Source organism: Thioalkalivibrio sp. ALJ4 (genome assembly GCF_000377225.1).
In the GTDB taxonomy this organism is placed as follows: Bacteria; Pseudomonadota; Gammaproteobacteria; order Ectothiorhodospirales; family Ectothiorhodospiraceae; genus Thioalkalivibrio.
This window is the reverse complement of the sequence record NZ_KB897921.1, coordinates 70590-85348: the sequence shown is the minus strand read 5'-3', so window position 1 is coordinate 85348 and position 14759 is coordinate 70590. Positions and strand designations below refer to the sequence as shown.

The following is a 14759-nucleotide window of genomic DNA, read 5'->3' as shown; positions in this document are numbered from 1 at the left end:
GACCCGAACGCCTTGCTCATGCAGCCAGTACGCCAGGGGTTCGTGATAGGGACTGGTGGCCTCCAGATACACGTGCAGTGCCTGGGGCGACTCCCCCGTGTTGCGCTCGAGCCAGTGGAGCAGCTCCGGGTACTGGTCCCGGCGGTTCGGGAACACCTTGGGCTTGATCTTGCCCGCCCCCAAGTCCCGCACTCACATGCAGTCGAGCTTGTTCTTGCTGACATCAATGCCAATGTGAGCCATCTCGTCCTCTCGCCTTGTCCGTACAGCCTCACCCGTCCCTGACGGGGGGCTTGGATACCGTTCAAACTTCGAGATGAAAAAGGACTCGGGTACCGATCTACGGATCAGGCTCAAAGCCTCAGGAGGCCAACGGGTTGCCCCGAGTACAGCGCCACAGGTGGTAGCGACCCATCTGCAACGACACACAAGGAGGCCAGCCCTCTGGCCGATTGGGGCTTGTCCGGTAGTTAACCGGCAGGCTCCAGGAGGAGGGCGGTGAGGGGAGGCAGGTGGAGGTAGAGCGTGGCGGGGTGGCCGTTGCGCTCGATGGGTTCGGCGTGGGCGTGGGCGGGGCCGCGGGAGTCGCCGCCGTAGGCCTGGGCGTCGGTGTTGAGGACGACGCGCCAGGGGCCGGGGTGCGGTGCGGGGACCGGGTGCGCACCGCGTTCGATGGGGGTGAGGTTGAGCACGACGATGCGTTCCTGGCCGTGGATGTCGCGGCGCAGGAAGCTGAGGGTGGAGTGCGAGGCGTCGTCGCAGTCCAGCCAGGAGAAGCCGTCGGGTTCGAATTCGCGGCCGTGCAGGGCGGCGTGGTCGCGGTAGACCTGGTTAAGGTCGCGCACGAGCTGCTGCAGGCCCTGGTGCAGCGGGTATTGCAGGACGTACCAGTCCAGTTCGCGGTCCTCGGACCACTCCGGGCCCTGGCCGAATTCCTGGCCCATGAACAGGAGCTTCTTGCCGGGGTAGAGCCACTGCCAGGCATAGAGCAGGCGCAGGTTGGCGTGCTGTTCCCATTCGTTGCCGGGCATGCGGCCGCGCAGGCTGCGCTTGCCGTGCACGACTTCGTCGTGGGAGAAGGGCAGGACGAAGTTCTCGCTGTAGGCGTAGATCTGGCCGAAGGTGAGCTGGTTGTGGTGGTAGTGGCGGTAGATCGGGTCCATGCCGAAGTAGGTCAGGGTGTCGTGCATCCAGCCCATGTTCCATTTCATGGTGAAGCCGAGTCCGCCCATGGACGGTGGGCGGCTGACGCCCGGCCAGGCGGTGGATTCCTCGGCGATCATCACCACGCCGGGGTGCGCGGTCTGCACGGTCTCGTTCAGGTGGCGCAGGAAGTCGATCGCCTCCAGGTTTTCGTTGCCGCCGTGGATGTTGGGCAGCCAGTCGTGCGGCTCGCGGTCGTAGTCGCGATAGAGCATGGAGGCGACCGCGTCCACGCGCAGGCCGTCGAGGTGGAAGTCCTCGACCCAGCACAGCGCGCTGGAGAGGAGGAAGTTGCGCACCTCAGGACGAGAGTAGTTGAAGATCAGCGTGCCCCAGCCGCGGTGTTCGCCGATGCGCGGATCTTCGTGTTCGTACAGTGCGGTGCCGTCGAAGCGGGCGAGGGCGAATTCGTCGCGCGGGAAGTGGCCGGGCACCCAGTCGAGCAATACGCCGAGCCCGGCCTGGTGGGCCTGGTCGACGAAGTAGCGGAAATCGTCCGGGTCGCCAAAGCGCGAGGTGGGGGCGAAGAAGCCGGTGCTCTGATAGCCCCACGAGCCGTCGAACGGGTGCTCGGTGATCGGCAGCAACTCGAGATGGGTGAAGCCCATGTCGCGGGCATAAGGCACGAGGCGCTCCGCCAGCTCGCGGTAGTTGGGCCACTGGCCCTCGGGGCTGCGCTGCCAGGAGCCGAGATGCACTTCGTAGATGCTCATCGGGCGGTGCTTCCAGCCCTCGGGATCTCGGTTCTGCAGCCAGTCGTCATCGCCCCAGGTGTAGTCGCTCTGCGGCTGGATGCGCGCGGCCGTCTCCGGGCGCAGCTGGTAGGCGCGGGCGTAGGGGTCGGTGCGGACGTGGATGGTGCCGTGGTCGCGGTTGCGGATCTCGAATTTGTACAGGGTGTCGCGATCCAGCCCCGGGATGAACAGCTCCCAGATGCCGCTGCCCGGGTGCACGGTCATCGGGTGGCAACGGCCATCCCAGCGGTTGAAGTCGCCGACGACGGAGGCGCGCTCGGCGTTCGGGGCCCAGACGGCGAAGCGCACGCCGTCGATCCCGTCGCGGGTCTCCGGGTGCGCGCCGAGCATGCGGTGGGCGTGCCAGTGCCGGCCTTCGGCGAACAGGTGGCGGTCGAACTCGGGGATGTCCGGAGAGAAGCTCCACGGGTCAACGGTTTGTAATGTCTGCGTGCCACCCTCGGGCTTCCAGCGGAGTTCGGGGTGCGCGGGGAGGGCATTGCCCTTGCCCTGCCAGGTGAAGAGCCCCGGGATTTTGGTACTGGGTGTGAGCGGTTCGTCGGATCCGCCCGAAAGTGTGATCGAGGCCTCGCTGGCGTGCGGCAGCCAGCCACGGTAGCAGGCAGTCTCTTGATCCAGCGCATGAAGGCCCAGGACGCTGTGTGGATCATGGAGGCGCGCCTCCGGCAAACGCGCGAGGGTTTCGGCAACGGGTGTGATGCATTTGCTGGAGGCTGTTGTCATACTCGAATCACGCTCGGTGTTTGATCGGGGTCACAGCCCCGGAGAGGTTTAATGGCAAGGATGGGTGCATGAATCCGCAACCGCAACGTTTTGTTAGTCGTCTGACCCGCGAGACCCTGGCTCTGATCCTCGCCGGGGGGCGCGGATCGCGGCTGAAGCAGCTGACGCTCTGGCGGGCCAAGCCGGCCGTACCGTTCGGCGGCAAGTTCCGCATCATCGACTTTCCACTGTCCAACTGTATCAACTCGGGCATCCGTCAGGTGGCGGTGCTGACGCAGTACAAGGCGCATTCGCTGATCCAGCATATCCAGCGAGGCTGGAGCTTCCTGCGCGGGGAGTTCGGCGAGTTTATCGAGCTGTTGCCGGCGCAGCAGCGCATCGAGACGTCCTGGTACCAGGGTACGGCGGACGCGGTGTACCAGAACATCGACATCATCCGTCAGCACGCGCCAAGTTACGTGCTAATCCTGGCCGGGGACCACATCTACAAGATGGACTACGGCCAGATGATCGCCTTCCACGTGGAGAGCGGGGCGGACATGACGGTGGGCTGCCTGGAGGTGGAGCGTGAACGTGCCAAGGCCTTCGGGGTGATGGGCGTCGATGCCGCGAGCCGCATTACCTCGTTTGCGGAGAAGCCGGACGACCCGGCGAGCATCCCGGGCAAGAGCACCCACTCGCTGGCCTCGATGGGGATCTACGTGATCAACACGCAGTTCCTGTTCGAGCAGCTGATCAAGGACGCGGATGACACCTTCTCCACGCACGATTTCGGCAAGGACATCATCCCCGGCATCATCGATCGCTATCAGGTGATGGCCTACCCGTTCCGCGACGAGCAGGGCGTGCGCCAGGGCTACTGGCGTGATGTCGGCACGATCGACTCCTACTGGCAGGCGAACCTGGAACTGATCGGGGTGACCCCCGAACTGAATCTGTACGACTCCGACTGGCCGATCTGGACGTATCAGGAGCAGCTGCCGCCGGCGAAGTTCGTGTTTGACGACGACGATCGCCGCGGCATGGCGATCGACTCCATGGTGTCGGGGGGTTGCATCATCTCGGGCAGCACGATCCGCCACTCGCTGCTGTTCTCCAACGTCCAGGTGAACGCCGGTTCGACGGTGGAAGACTCGGTGATCCTGCCCAGCGTGAAGGTGGGCGAGGACTGCGTAATCCAGAAGGCGGTGATCGACAAGGGCTGCAGGGTGCCCGACGGGACCCAGATTGGTGTGGACGACGAGGCGGATGCCCGCGACTACTACATATCGCCCGAAGGTGTACGGGTGGTAACCCCCGAGATGCTCGGACAGGCCACGCATCATGTGCGCTAGTACTGCACTGGTGCCGATCCCACCCAAACTCGATGTGGTGCTGTGCTGGCACATGCACCAGCCACAGTACTTCGAGAGCGGCGCGGGTGAATACGCGCTGCCCTGGACGTACCTCCATGCGCTGAAGGACTACACGGACATGGCCGCCCACCTGGAGGCCTGCCCGAAGGCGCGCGCGGTGGTCAATTTTGCGCCGATCCTGCTGGAGCAACTGGCGGACTATGGCGAGCGCCTGGACGCCTGCGTGCGCGAGCGCCAGCTTGTTGGCGACCCGGTGCTCGACCTGTTGCACATGGATGCGGTGCCGACGGACTCTGCGCAGCGCGAGGAGATCCTGCGGGTATGCCTGCGGGCGCATGCCCCGCGCATGATCGAGCCGTTCCCGCTGTTCCAGCGCCTCGCCGATATCGCGCGCAAGGCGATGGAGGAGCCGCTGCTGCTGGGGCATCTGGATGACCGCTTTTTCCAGGATCTGGCTACCTGTTACCACCTGGCCTGGCTGGGCGAGACCATTCGCTGGGCCTATCCCGAGGTGCGCGGCTGGCTGAAGGCGGATACGAACTTCGACCCTGGCATGCGTCAGCGTCTGCTGACGCTGATCCGCGACGAGGTCAAGGGCATCCTGCCGCGCTATCGGGAATTGGCGGAGAGTGGTCGGGTCGAGTTGTCGTTTACCCCGTATGCCCACCCGATCATGCCGCTGATGATTGACCTGGCCTCTGCCCGCGAGGCGATGCCGGAGGTGGAGCTGCCCAAGGCCCCCGCCTATCCGGATGGGGAGGCCCGGGTGCGCTGGCACATCGATCGGGGGATCGAGGTCTTCGAGAAGCATTTTGGCTTCCGCCCGCGCGGGTGCTGGCCCTCCGAGGGCAGCCTGAGCGAGGCGACCATACGCCTGCTGGACGAATACAAGCTGTGCTGGACGGCCAGCGGCCAGACGGTGCTCGCCAACAGCCTGGCGGCGGCGGGCGAGACGGCCGAGTCCAACACCGGCTCCGCCGAAGAGGAAGGCTGGCTGCACCGCCCCTATCAACTGCAGGGCAGTGACATCGAACTGTTTTTCCGTGACGACGGGCTGTCCGATGCGATCGGGTTTCGCTATGCCGACTGGCATGCGGACGACGCGGTGGGGGACTTCATCCACCACCTGGAGAACATCGCCGCCGTTTCGCCCCAGGGTGGGGTGGTCTCGGTGATCCTGGATGGCGAGAACGCCTGGGAGTACTACCCCGAGAACGGTTATCACTTCCTCAATGCGCTGTACGAGCGCCTGGCGCAGCACGCCACACTGAATCTTTGCACCTTTGCCGACGTCTGCCGGCGCAGCGGCAAGGATCGCGATCGCGGCGAGCTGCCTGGGCTGGTCGCGGGCAGTTGGGTATACGGGACGTTCTCCACCTGGATCGGCGACCCCGACAAGAACCGGGGCTGGGACAGCCTGATCGCGGCCCGCAAGGCGGTAGACCAGGCCGTGGCCGAGGATCCCTCGCTGGATACACCGGAACTGCGCGAGCAACTGGCCATCTGCGAAGGGTCGGACTGGTGCTGGTGGTTCGGGGCGTATAACCCGGCCGGTTCGGTCAGTGACTTCGAGCAGCTTTATCGTCGACATCTGGCGCGGCTTTATCAGCTTGCCAACCTCACGGTCCCCGAATCGCTGGGCGAGGTGCTCTCGGTCGGCGGGGGTGATCCGTCCGCGGGCGGCACGATGCGCAAGGGGCAGGGCGACTGATGGTCGGCGAGGGCCATGCTAACCCGCTGATGCAGCGCCGGCGGGCGGGCGTACTGCTTCATCCCACCTCCCTGCCCGGCAGCGAGCCGGTCGGGACGCTCGGCGGCGAGGCCTACGCCTTTCTCGACTGGGCTCGTCGGGCAGGCTTCACGCTGTGGCAGATCCTGCCGCTACACCCCCCGCATGAGGATGGCTCGCCCTACGCGTGCATCTCCGCCTTTGCGGGTGATGCGCGCCTGATCGATCCCCGGTTGCTGGCCGAGCGGGTTGGGCTGTCGGCGGACAGCGGCACCGGGGAGGCCATGCTGGCCCGGGCGCATGCCCGATTGAATGACACCCCGGCCGTCTGGCGAGAGGCCTATCAGCGGTTCTGTCAGGAGCAGGGGCCGGTCTGGCTGGACGACTACGCCCGCTTCGTGGTGATCCGCGCACGCGAGCAGGATCGGCCCTGGTGGGAGTGGGACCCGGTGCTGCGCGACCGCGACCCGGACGCGATGGAGCGGATCGAGGACGAGGCGCGCGACGAGCTGGAGCGGGTGCGCTTCGCCCAGTTCGTGTTCTTTGACCAGTGGCAGGACCTGCGTCGTCAGGCGAAGGATCTGGATATCCTCATCCTGGGCGATATGCCGATCTTCGTGGCGCACGACTCGGCCGATGTCTGGGCTCATCGCGACCTGTTCGCCCTGGACGAGACGGGCCATCCGGTCACCGTCGCCGGTGTTCCTCCGGACTACTTCTCCGAGACCGGGCAGCGCTGGGGCAACCCCCAGTACCACTGGGACCGGCTGGAGGCCACCGGTTACCGCTGGTGGGTCGATCGCATGCGCTGGGCATTGGAAACCCTGGATGCCGTCCGCATCGACCATTTCCGTGGCTTCGAGGCGAGCTGGGGGATCCCGGCCGAGGAACCGGACGCGACCAATGGCCGCTGGGTGCCGGGCCCGGGCGAGCCGTTCTTTCGCCGCCTGGAAGACGAGCTGGGCACGCTGCCGCTGCTGGCCGAGGATCTCGGGGTGATCACGCCTGAAGTCACCGCGCTGCGCGAACACTTCGACCTGCCGGGTATGCGTATCCTGCAGTTCGCCTTCGAGGGTGGCGAGGACAACCCGTACCTGCCGAACAACCACAACGAGGCCAGCGCCGTCTACACCGGCACGCACGATAACGACACCACGCTGGGCTGGTTTCAATCGCTCGCCCCCGAGATGCAGGAGCACGTGATCAACACCCTGAACGAGGGCGGGGCCGAGGAGATCCCGTGGCCGTTGATCCGCGCCGCCTACCGCTCCGTAGCACAGCTGGCCATCCTGCCGATGCAGGACGCACTCGGCCTGGACAACCGGGCCCGCATGAACCGACCCGGCACCATGGATGACGGCAACTGGCGCTGGCGCTTCTCCTGGAAGCAGGTGCCCGAGGACCGCGCCGCCGAACTGCAGGCCCTGGCGCGCGAAACGGACCGCCAGTAGCGACTTCCCGCCCGCCATTGCCAGCCCGCCCCACATCCCGGAGAATGCCGACCACCGGAGGGGTGGCAGAGCGGTTGAATGCACCGGTCTTGAAAACCGGCAGGGATTCACGTCCCTCGTGGGTTCAAATCCCACCCCCTCCGCCATTTCTCTAGCTCTTCGTGTCTGTGAGCACGTACTCTCAGGTCCCAGGGGATTTGAACCCACGAGATCGACAAGATGGTTCGACCGGTGGCGCATCGCGACACCGGAACGTCGCCGCAGGCGACGGCCCGAAGGGCGAGGCACATCGTGCCGAGTAATCCCACCCCCTCCGCCATTTCCTTGGTTATTCACGCACGCGCCAGCGCGTCGCGGGATCGAGTGCGACACTCGTAGGGTGCGGTTGAGCACCGCGAAACGCACCATCCCCTGCGCCGAGCGAAACCCCGATGCGATTCGCTATGTTCATCGCATCCTACGGTGCTGCGGCGGGTTTACTCTCTTGGTAACTGTTCTCCCTTGACGCGGAACCCCGCTGGACGTAATCTTGCCGCCGTTCTGGGCGGTTAGCTCAGCGGTAGAGCACTGCCTTCACACGGCAGGGGTCACTAGTTCGAACCTAGTACCGCCCACCAGAAAATGACGCAAAAAAGGCGACCCACGGATTCCGGGGTCGCCTTTTTTGTGCGCAGGGGCTTCGCGGGCAAGCCCGCTCCCACAAGTCCCCCTCAAGATACTTCCCACAGGCTTCGGTTTCGAATTCCAGAAGGCTGGGGCCAGACATTCGAAAGGGGCCACTGGGCCCCTTTGCTTGAATCTGGCGGAGAGGGAGGGATTACTCGGCACGATGTGCCTCGCCCTTCGGGTCGTCACCTGCGGTGACGTTCTGGCATCGCTTCGCGCTGCCAGTCGAACCATAGCCTCTAATTCCTCGGGTTCGAATCCCGATATGTCGGGGGCCAGACGTGCGAAAGGGGCCACTTGGGCCCCTTTGCTTGAATCTGGCGGAGAGGGAGGGATTACGGCGACGTTGTCGCCGCCCTACGGGCCGCCTCCGCTGCGCTGCGGCGTTCCGATGTCGCGATGCGCCATCGGTCGAACCATCGTTTCGGATTCCTCGGGTTCGAATCCCGGAACGCTGGGGCTAGAAATGCAAAAGGGGCCACGCAGGCCCCCATGCTGAATCTGGCGGAGAGGGAGGGATTACTCGGCACGATGTGCCTCGCCCTGCGGGCCGTCGCCTGAGGCGACGTTCGGGTGCCGCTTCGCGTCACCCGTCGAACCATCATTTTCTATCCCTCGGGTTCGAATCTCGACACCTTAGGGGACAGACATGCGAAAGGGGCCACTTGGGCCCCCTTGCTTGAATCTGGCGGAGAGGGAGGGATTCGAACCCTCGGTACTCGCGAGAGTACAACGGTTTTCGAGACCGCCCCGTTCGACCACTCCGGCACCTCTCCGAATTGTTGCACCGTGCGGGGTCGAGCCGCGACGGCGGAGCGAATCCTAGCAGATTCGGAGGCTGTAGCGGTAGCGCGTCAGGGCATCAGGCGAGTGATGTGCCAGCCGTTGTCCGCGCGGTGGTACTGGAAGCGGTCGTGCAGGCGGCCGGCGCGCCCCTGCCAGAATTCGAACAACTCGGGCTGCAGGCGGTAGCCGATCCAGGCGGGATCGCGGGGGATCGCGCCTTCGGGGTACTGCGTTTCCAGCGCCTGGACACGGGCCTCGAGCTCGGCGCGCGTGCCGATGGGCTGGCTCTGGATGGAGGCCGCTGCAGCCAGCTGGCTGGCGCGCGGCCGCTGGGCGAAGTATTCGTCCGCGGCCTCGCCGGGCAGGGCGGTTACGCTGCCTTCGACGCGGATCTGGCGCTCGGTCTCGGGCCAGTAGAACAGGAGTGCGGCGCGCGGATTCTCGGTGAGGTCCTGACCCTTGCGGCTGCGGGAGTCGGTGTACCAGCAGAGGTCTTCGCCCTCCACGTGCTTGAGCAGAACCGTGCGCGCGGAGGGCTGGCCGTCGGCGTCGGCCGTGGCGAGGATCATCGCGGTGGGGTCCGGGTTTCCGGCTTCGCGCGCGTCTACCAGCCAGCGGTCCAGCAGGGTCAGGGGGTTGTCGAGCAGGTCGCGGCGGTGGAGCTCGCCCTGGGTGTAGTCGCGGCGGGTGTGGCGGTGGTCGGTGGTGCTCATCGGGTCTCCCGGAGGCCTTTGTGTCCATAATAAAGGCTGCTATCGCGAACGGCACGGGAAATTTGCGGTGGCTTTGTTGTCACAGGGACAGTACACGACCTGTGTGCCCCATACAGCAAGGAGCGGATGATGGCTGGAGCGAAGATCGCGGCAGTGGAGCCCAAGGGTGTCGAGCTCAAGAAGGGGGAGGAGTACTACTTCTGCCGCTGCGGGCGATCCAAGGACCAGCCATTTTGCGACGGCTCGCACGAGGGTACGGGGCTGGAGCCCATCGCCTTTACTCCCGAGGAAGACGGCGAGGCGTTTCTCTGCCAGTGCAAGCAGTCGGGTGATCTGCCGTACTGCGATGGGACGCACCAGCAGTTCGACGAGGACGATATCGGCACGGAGCCGGAGGCGGGCAAGGGTTCCAGCGAGGATGATAGTGACGGTGCACCGGACCCGCGTAACACGGAGACCGAGCCGCATGTCGAACTGATCCATCGCATGGCCCGTTCGGGTCTGGACGAGGTGGGCCACTACGGGCCGACAGTGGCGATGGGTGTGCCGCGCAGCCGGCTCCCGATCTGGGACGACCTGCAGTTGCTGGCGGCGCAGTTGGCGAGTCGGCCGTTGCCGGATGGCGCTCCGGTCGAGACGGGGCTGGTGATCGGACCGGAGGCGAAGCGGCCGCTGCAGCTGGATATCCCGATGCTGGTATCGGACATGAGCTTTGGCGCGCTTTCGCGCGAGGCGAAGATTGCGCTGGCACGCGGGGCCGAGCAGGCCGGGACGGGAATCTGTTCCGGCGAGGGCGGGATGCTGGATGCCGAACAGGCGGAGAACTCGCGCTATCTGTTCGAGCTGGGGCCGGCGCGGTTTGGCTATTCCGACGAGGTCTTGGAGAAGGTGCAGGCCTTTCATTTCAAGGCCGGCCAGGCGGCCAAGACCGGTGTGGGTGGCGTGCTGCCCGGGGCGAAGGTGAGTGACGAGATCGCCCGGGTGCGGGGGATCGACGCGGGGCAGGACGCCATCTCGCCAGCCAGCCTGGACGGGTTCGAGACGCCTGCGGATTATCGCCGTTTTGCCGATGAGGTACGGGAGAAGACCGGGGGCATCCCCGTCGGCTTCAAGCTGTCGGCCAATCATATCGAGGCGGATCTGGCCTTTGCCCTGGAGGCGGGGGCGGACTACGTGATCCTGGATGGTCGTGGTGGCGGGACCGGGGCCTCGCCTGCGCTGCTGCGCGACCACATCAGTGTGCCCACGATCCCCGCCCTGGGCCGCGCGCGGCGATTCCTGGACGCCAATGGCGCCAGTGGCCGGGTCACGCTGCTGGTGACAGGCGGGCTGCGCACGCCCGCGGACTTCGTGAAGGCCCTGGCGCTGGGGGCGGACGGTATTGCGCTGGCGAATGCCGCGATCCAGGCGGTGGGCTGCGTGGGTGCGCGGATCTGCCACACGAATCGCTGCCCGTCCGGTGTGGCGACACAGGACCCGAAGCTGCGTGCGCGGCTGGATCCCCAGGAGGCTGGGGAGCGGCTGGGCCGCTTCCTGCAGGCCTCGAGCGAGCTGATGTGCGTACTGGCGCGGGCTTGCGGCCACAACCGTCTGGAGGACTTCGGCCCGAACGACCTGACGACGTTCGACCGCGAGCTGGCGGAACTGGCCGGCATTCAGTATGCGGGGGTGTATCCGAAGTCCTGACAGGGAGCACCCCGGCTGGCACGATGGGCCGCGTTAGCATGCGTTATCGCGGGGCATCGGCAGGCTGCGTAGCATCGCGGGTTTTGGAACGGAGTTCCGTATGTTCTTCCCCGATGTTCGCGCGAGCCATGATCGCTGCATGCGAACCGATGCCTTCCTGCGCCATTTCCGGCTGTTGTTGATGGCGGCGGACCCGCGGATCCCCGAAGTATTTGGCGACAGCGAACCCACGCGCCAGGAGCATATCCTCAACGAGTCGGTGCTGGCGGCGCTGGATTTTGCCGAGCGTCGCAGCGATGGTCGGGCTCCGGTGCACACCATGGCCATGGTGCACGGCGCACATGGCCGTGTGCCCGTCGCGCCCGCGCTGAACGATTGTTGGGTCGAGGCCCTGATCGAGGCCGCACGGGATACCGACCCCGAGTGGCAAGACGAACTGGCCTCGCGCTGGCGCGCGGCGACGGCGCCGACGGTGGATCTGTTTGCCCAGTTGCACTGGGTGGACGCGACGGCTGCCAGGGAAGCTTGATCTGGCTCAATCGCTCGGTCTCCGAGAGGCTCTATCCTTGCGTCTTCTTACGGCGCAGGGATAGTCATGAATTTCTCCGACGTGCACCAGAGCTACGGGCGATGCCGCCGGGCGGGCGACTTCGTTACGCGTTTCTACGAACACTTCCTCCAGGCCGACCCACGGGTGAAGGCCGCGTTTGGCTCGACGGATCTCTCGCAGCAGAAACGTGCACTCGGGCAGGCCGTCTCGACGGCAATCAGCTATGCCGAGGGCGAGAGCTTCGTGGCTTCCACCATGGAGCGCATGGGCCAGGTCCATTCCCGCGAAGGGCGTGTACCCGTGGAGCCGGATCTGTACCCGATCTGGCTGGACTGCATGGTGCGCACGGCTGCCGAGATCGATCCGCGCTGGGAGCCGGATCTGGAAGAGCGCTGGCGCGGTGCGATGCAGCCGGCGATTGATCTGTTTGTAAAGCTTTACTGAGGCTGGCCGTACGCGATGAGATTTCGGCCCCGCAAGCGCCGGGGCCGTTTGATTTGGCGGCGTTTCCGGCGTGTAATGCGCGGGTTTGAATCCACCGGCCCCGCGCCGGGAGCCCGAGCCCATGTCCGCTGTCCCTGATTTCCCGCCTTCGCTGTTTGCGCACAAGCCCTACTGGGCCAAGCGCTTCGGTACGGCCCCGTTTCTGCCGACCACCCGCGAGGAGATGGACGACCTCGGCTGGGACAGCTGCGACATCGTGCTGGTCACGGGGGACGCTTATGTTGACCACCCGAGCTTCGGCATGGCGATCATCGGGCGGCTGCTGGAGGCACAGGGCTTTCGCGTCGGCATCATCGCGCAGCCGGACTGGACCTCCGCCGAGCCGTTTCGCGCGCTGGGCCGCCCCAATCTGTTCTTCGGCGTCACTGCCGGCAACATGGACTCGATGGTCAACCACTACACGGCTGACCGGAAGATCCGCTCCAACGACGCCTATACCCCCGGGGATGTACACGGCCACCGGCCGGACCGTGCCGTGATTGTCTACGCCCAGCGCGCCCGCGAGGCGTACAAGGACGTGCCGGTGGTCGCCGGCGGCATCGAGGCGAGCCTGCGCCGCATCGCCCACTACGACTACTGGCAGGACAAGGTGCGGCGCTCGGTGCTGCTGGATGCGCGTGCCGACATCCTGCTGTTCGGCAATGCCGAGCGCGCCCTGGTCGAGCTGGCCCATCGCGTGGCCGCCGGCGAGCACCCGCGGGAGATCACCGACCTGCGGGGTACGGCGTTCCTGCGCGATGCGGTGCCGGGCGGCTATGTGGAGCTGGACTCCAGCGAAGTGGATACGCCGGGCCCGGTGGATGCCAACCCCGACCCGTACGCGATGGTCTCGCCGTCGACCTGTGCCGAGGCCGACACGAAGCAGGAATCGAAAGGTGCCGCCGAGGAGGGGGGCGCTCAGGTCGTTCGCTTCCACCGCGACATCCCGCGCGGGACCCCGCGAGACCAGACGGTCATCCGCATCCCGGCCTTTGAACAGGTCAAGGGCGATTCCGTGCTGTACGCCCATGCCTCCCGCGTGCTGCATCTGGAGACCAACCCGGGCAATGCCCGCGCGATCGTCCAGCGCCATGGCGACAAGGAGGTCTGGCTGAACCCGCCGCCGATCCCGCTGACCACCGCGGAGATGGATGCGGTGTTCGACCTGCCGTATGCGCGTGCGCCGCATCCCTCCTATGGCGATGCGCGTATCCCGGCCTGGGAGATGATCCGCTTCTCGGTGAACATCATGCGGGGCTGCTTTGGCGGCTGTACGTTCTGCTCGATCACCGAGCACGAGGGCCGCATCATCCAGAGCCGCTCCGAGGAGAGCGTGCTCAAGGAGATCGAGGAGATCCGCGACAAGGTCGACGGTTTTACTGGCGTGGTCTCCGATCTCGGCGGGCCGACCGCGAACATGTACCGTCTGGCCTGCAAGGACCCGGAGATCGAGCGCAACTGCCGCCGGCTGTCCTGTGTCTATCCCGGGATCTGCAAGAACCTCGATACCGACCACACGCCGCTGGTGAACCTCTACCGCAAGGCACGGGCGCTGCCCGGGATCAAGAAGATCCTGATTGCCTCGGGCCTGCGCTACGACCTGGCCGTGGAATCACCGGAGTACGTGAAGGAACTGGTTACCCACCACGTGGGAGGCTACCTGAAGATTGCCCCGGAACATACGGAATCCGGGCCGCTTTCTCGCATGATGAAGCCGGGCATGGGCGCCTACGACCGCTTCAAGGCGATGTTCGAGAAGTACTCGAAACAAGCGGGCAAGGAGCAGTACCTGATCCCGTATTTCATCGCCGCGCACCCGGGCACGTCGGACGAGGACATGCTGAACCTCGCACTGTGGCTCAAGCGGCACAACTTCCGCGCCGACCAGGTGCAGGCCTTCCTGCCCAGCCCGATGGCGCTCGCGACCGCGATGTGGCACTCCGGGCGGGACCCGTTGCGCGGCATCAAGCGCAAGGCGGGGGACCGGGTGCCGGTCGCGCGCGGCGCACGGGCGCGGCGTCTGCACAAGGCGTTCCTGCGCTATCACGATCCGAACAACTGGCCGCTACTGCGCGATGCGCTCAAGCGCATGGGCCGCGCAGACCTGATCGGCAATGGCAAGCAACACCTGATCCCCACCTGGCAGCCCGCCGGCACCGGCAAGGGCACCGGTGGTGCGAGGGCGGCCACCGGCGGCCGTGTGACCCGCGGCGGCAAGGCCCTGCAGAAACGCGGCCAGACCTTCCAGACCCAGCACAAGGGCGTGGAGACCGCCGCCCGCCCGGTCGGGCCCGGGCCGAAGAAGGGCCCGCCCCGGGCCAAATCCCGCCCGGGCAAGCGCCGACCGCAGCGTCCGTAGAGCTCCACCTCCGCTACCTGAATTGCGTAGGAGGCCAGCCCTCTGGCCGATGGGGCATGTCCGACACCCGATCGGCCAGGGGGCTGGCCTCCTACAGGGGGTGAGGGCCGGGCCGGGGAAATGCGCTTATTCTGGCCGTTGGGGGTGTCCACCCTTGCCATCCTGCCGCCATGACCCGCGGTCCTAGTCATCGTGTTGCTCTGCCTCCCTGGCATCCCGGATAGCCGCTGCACGGTTGTTGGGGCGCCGGGAGAAGCAATGTCTTGTAGGAGGCCAGCCCTCTGGCCGATGGGGTCTGTC

General features: G+C 66.1%; 9 protein-coding genes, 3 tRNA genes, 3 other RNA genes and 1 pseudogene. 10 read left to right on the top strand and 6 right to left on the bottom strand.

The features are described from left to right. Both C936_RS0113505 and glgB read right to left on the bottom strand, forming a co-directional pair. A pseudogene (locus C936_RS0113505) lies at positions 1-192 on the bottom strand (IS110 family transposase); the annotation flags it as partial. A gap of 278 nt (positions 193-470) precedes the next feature. Then, positions 471-2681 (bottom strand): 1,4-alpha-glucan branching protein GlgB, encoded by a 2211-nt coding sequence (glgB, locus tag C936_RS0113500; RefSeq protein ID WP_018862958.1) that lies wholly within the window; start codon positions 2679-2681, stop codon positions 471-473. A gap of 68 nt (positions 2682-2749) precedes the next feature. On the opposite strand from glgB, the gene glgC reads away from it, so the two are divergent. The 6 genes from glgC to C936_RS0113475 all read left to right on the top strand — a co-directional run bounded on the left by glgC (position 2750) and on the right by C936_RS0113475 (position 7833). Then, positions 2750-4015, top strand: a complete 1266-nt coding sequence (gene glgC / locus C936_RS0113495) for a glucose-1-phosphate adenylyltransferase (RefSeq protein WP_018139590.1) — start codon at positions 2750-2752, stop codon at positions 4013-4015. A gap of 52 nt (positions 4016-4067) precedes the next feature. Continuing rightward, positions 4068-5747 (top strand): glycoside hydrolase family 57 protein, encoded by a 1680-nt coding sequence (locus C936_RS0113490; protein WP_018648931.1) that lies wholly within the window; start codon positions 4068-4070, stop codon positions 5745-5747. Continuing rightward, positions 5747-7216: a 4-alpha-glucanotransferase gene (gene malQ / locus C936_RS0113485; protein ID WP_018173985.1), complete on the top strand. Its 1470-nt coding sequence runs from the start codon at positions 5747-5749 to the stop codon at positions 7214-7216. The genes C936_RS0113490 and malQ overlap by 1 nt, the downstream gene beginning before the upstream one ends. A gap of 56 nt (positions 7217-7272) precedes the next feature. Next, a tRNA-Ser gene (locus C936_RS0113480) sits at positions 7273-7362 on the top strand. Positions 7363-7393: 31 nt separating this feature from the next. Then, positions 7394-7535, top strand: a non-coding RNA gene (locus C936_RS14840) — RtT sRNA. Between the two features lie 223 nt (positions 7536-7758). Next, a tRNA-Val gene (locus C936_RS0113475) sits at positions 7759-7833 on the top strand. A gap of 183 nt (positions 7834-8016) precedes the next feature. Here the strand turns inward: C936_RS0113475 and C936_RS14835 are convergent. The 4 genes from C936_RS14835 to pdxH all read right to left on the bottom strand — a co-directional run bounded on the left by C936_RS14835 (position 8017) and on the right by pdxH (position 9381). Further along, positions 8017-8147: non-coding RNA, RtT sRNA (locus C936_RS14835), on the bottom strand. Between the two features lie 237 nt (positions 8148-8384). Beyond that, a non-coding RNA gene (locus C936_RS14830) (RtT sRNA) lies at positions 8385-8515 on the bottom strand. Between the two features lie 53 nt (positions 8516-8568). After that, positions 8569-8658 (bottom strand) — tRNA-Ser (locus tag C936_RS0113470). A 78-nt stretch (positions 8659-8736) separates the two neighbouring features. Continuing rightward, positions 8737-9381: a pyridoxamine 5'-phosphate oxidase gene (gene pdxH, locus C936_RS0113465; RefSeq protein ID WP_018173984.1), complete on the bottom strand. Its 645-nt coding sequence runs from the start codon at positions 9379-9381 to the stop codon at positions 8737-8739. A gap of 129 nt (positions 9382-9510) precedes the next feature. Here pdxH and C936_RS0113460 point away from each other — a divergent pair, with 129 nt between their 5' ends. The 4 genes from C936_RS0113460 to C936_RS0113445 all read left to right on the top strand — a co-directional run bounded on the left by C936_RS0113460 (position 9511) and on the right by C936_RS0113445 (position 14459). Further along, positions 9511-11067, top strand: coding sequence for a glutamate synthase-related protein (locus tag C936_RS0113460; protein WP_018173983.1), 1557 nt, complete (start codon positions 9511-9513; stop codon positions 11065-11067). A 100-nt stretch (positions 11068-11167) separates the two neighbouring features. Further along, positions 11168-11596, top strand: a complete 429-nt coding sequence (locus C936_RS0113455) for a hypothetical protein (RefSeq protein ID WP_018173982.1) — start codon at positions 11168-11170, stop codon at positions 11594-11596. Between the two features lie 66 nt (positions 11597-11662). Continuing rightward, on the top strand, positions 11663-12061 hold the full coding sequence (locus tag C936_RS0113450; RefSeq protein ID WP_018173981.1) for a globin: 399 nt from the start codon (positions 11663-11665) through the stop codon (positions 12059-12061). A 121-nt stretch (positions 12062-12182) separates the two neighbouring features. Next, entirely contained in the window at positions 12183-14459 is a 2277-nt protein-coding gene (locus C936_RS0113445; protein ID WP_018173980.1) for a YgiQ family radical SAM protein, read from the top strand. Positions 14460-14759: the final 300 nt, after the last annotated feature.

Bases quoted from the DNA above. Each gene is read 5' to 3' on its own strand.
- C936_RS0113490 (WP_018648931.1), top strand. From the start codon at position 4,068: ATGCACCAGCCACAGTACTTCGAGAGCGGCGCGGGTGAATACGCGCTG.
- C936_RS0113445 (WP_018173980.1), top strand. From the start codon at position 12,183: ATGTCCGCTGTCCCTGATTTCCCGCCTTCGCTGTTTGCGCACAAGCCC.
- glgB (WP_018862958.1), bottom strand. From the start codon at position 2,681: ATGACAACAGCCTCCAGCAAATGCATCACACCCGTTGCCGAAACCCTC.
- C936_RS0113460 (WP_018173983.1), top strand. From the start codon at position 9,511: ATGGCTGGAGCGAAGATCGCGGCAGTGGAGCCCAAGGGTGTCGAGCTC.
- malQ (WP_018173985.1), top strand. From the start codon at position 5,747: ATGGTCGGCGAGGGCCATGCTAACCCGCTGATGCAGCGCCGGCGGGCG.
- C936_RS0113455 (WP_018173982.1), top strand. From the start codon at position 11,168: ATGTTCTTCCCCGATGTTCGCGCGAGCCATGATCGCTGCATGCGAACC.
- pdxH (WP_018173984.1), bottom strand. From the start codon at position 9,381: ATGAGCACCACCGACCACCGCCACACCCGCCGCGACTACACCCAGGGC.
- glgC (WP_018139590.1), top strand. From the start codon at position 2,750: ATGAATCCGCAACCGCAACGTTTTGTTAGTCGTCTGACCCGCGAGACC.
- C936_RS0113450 (WP_018173981.1), top strand. From the start codon at position 11,663: ATGAATTTCTCCGACGTGCACCAGAGCTACGGGCGATGCCGCCGGGCG.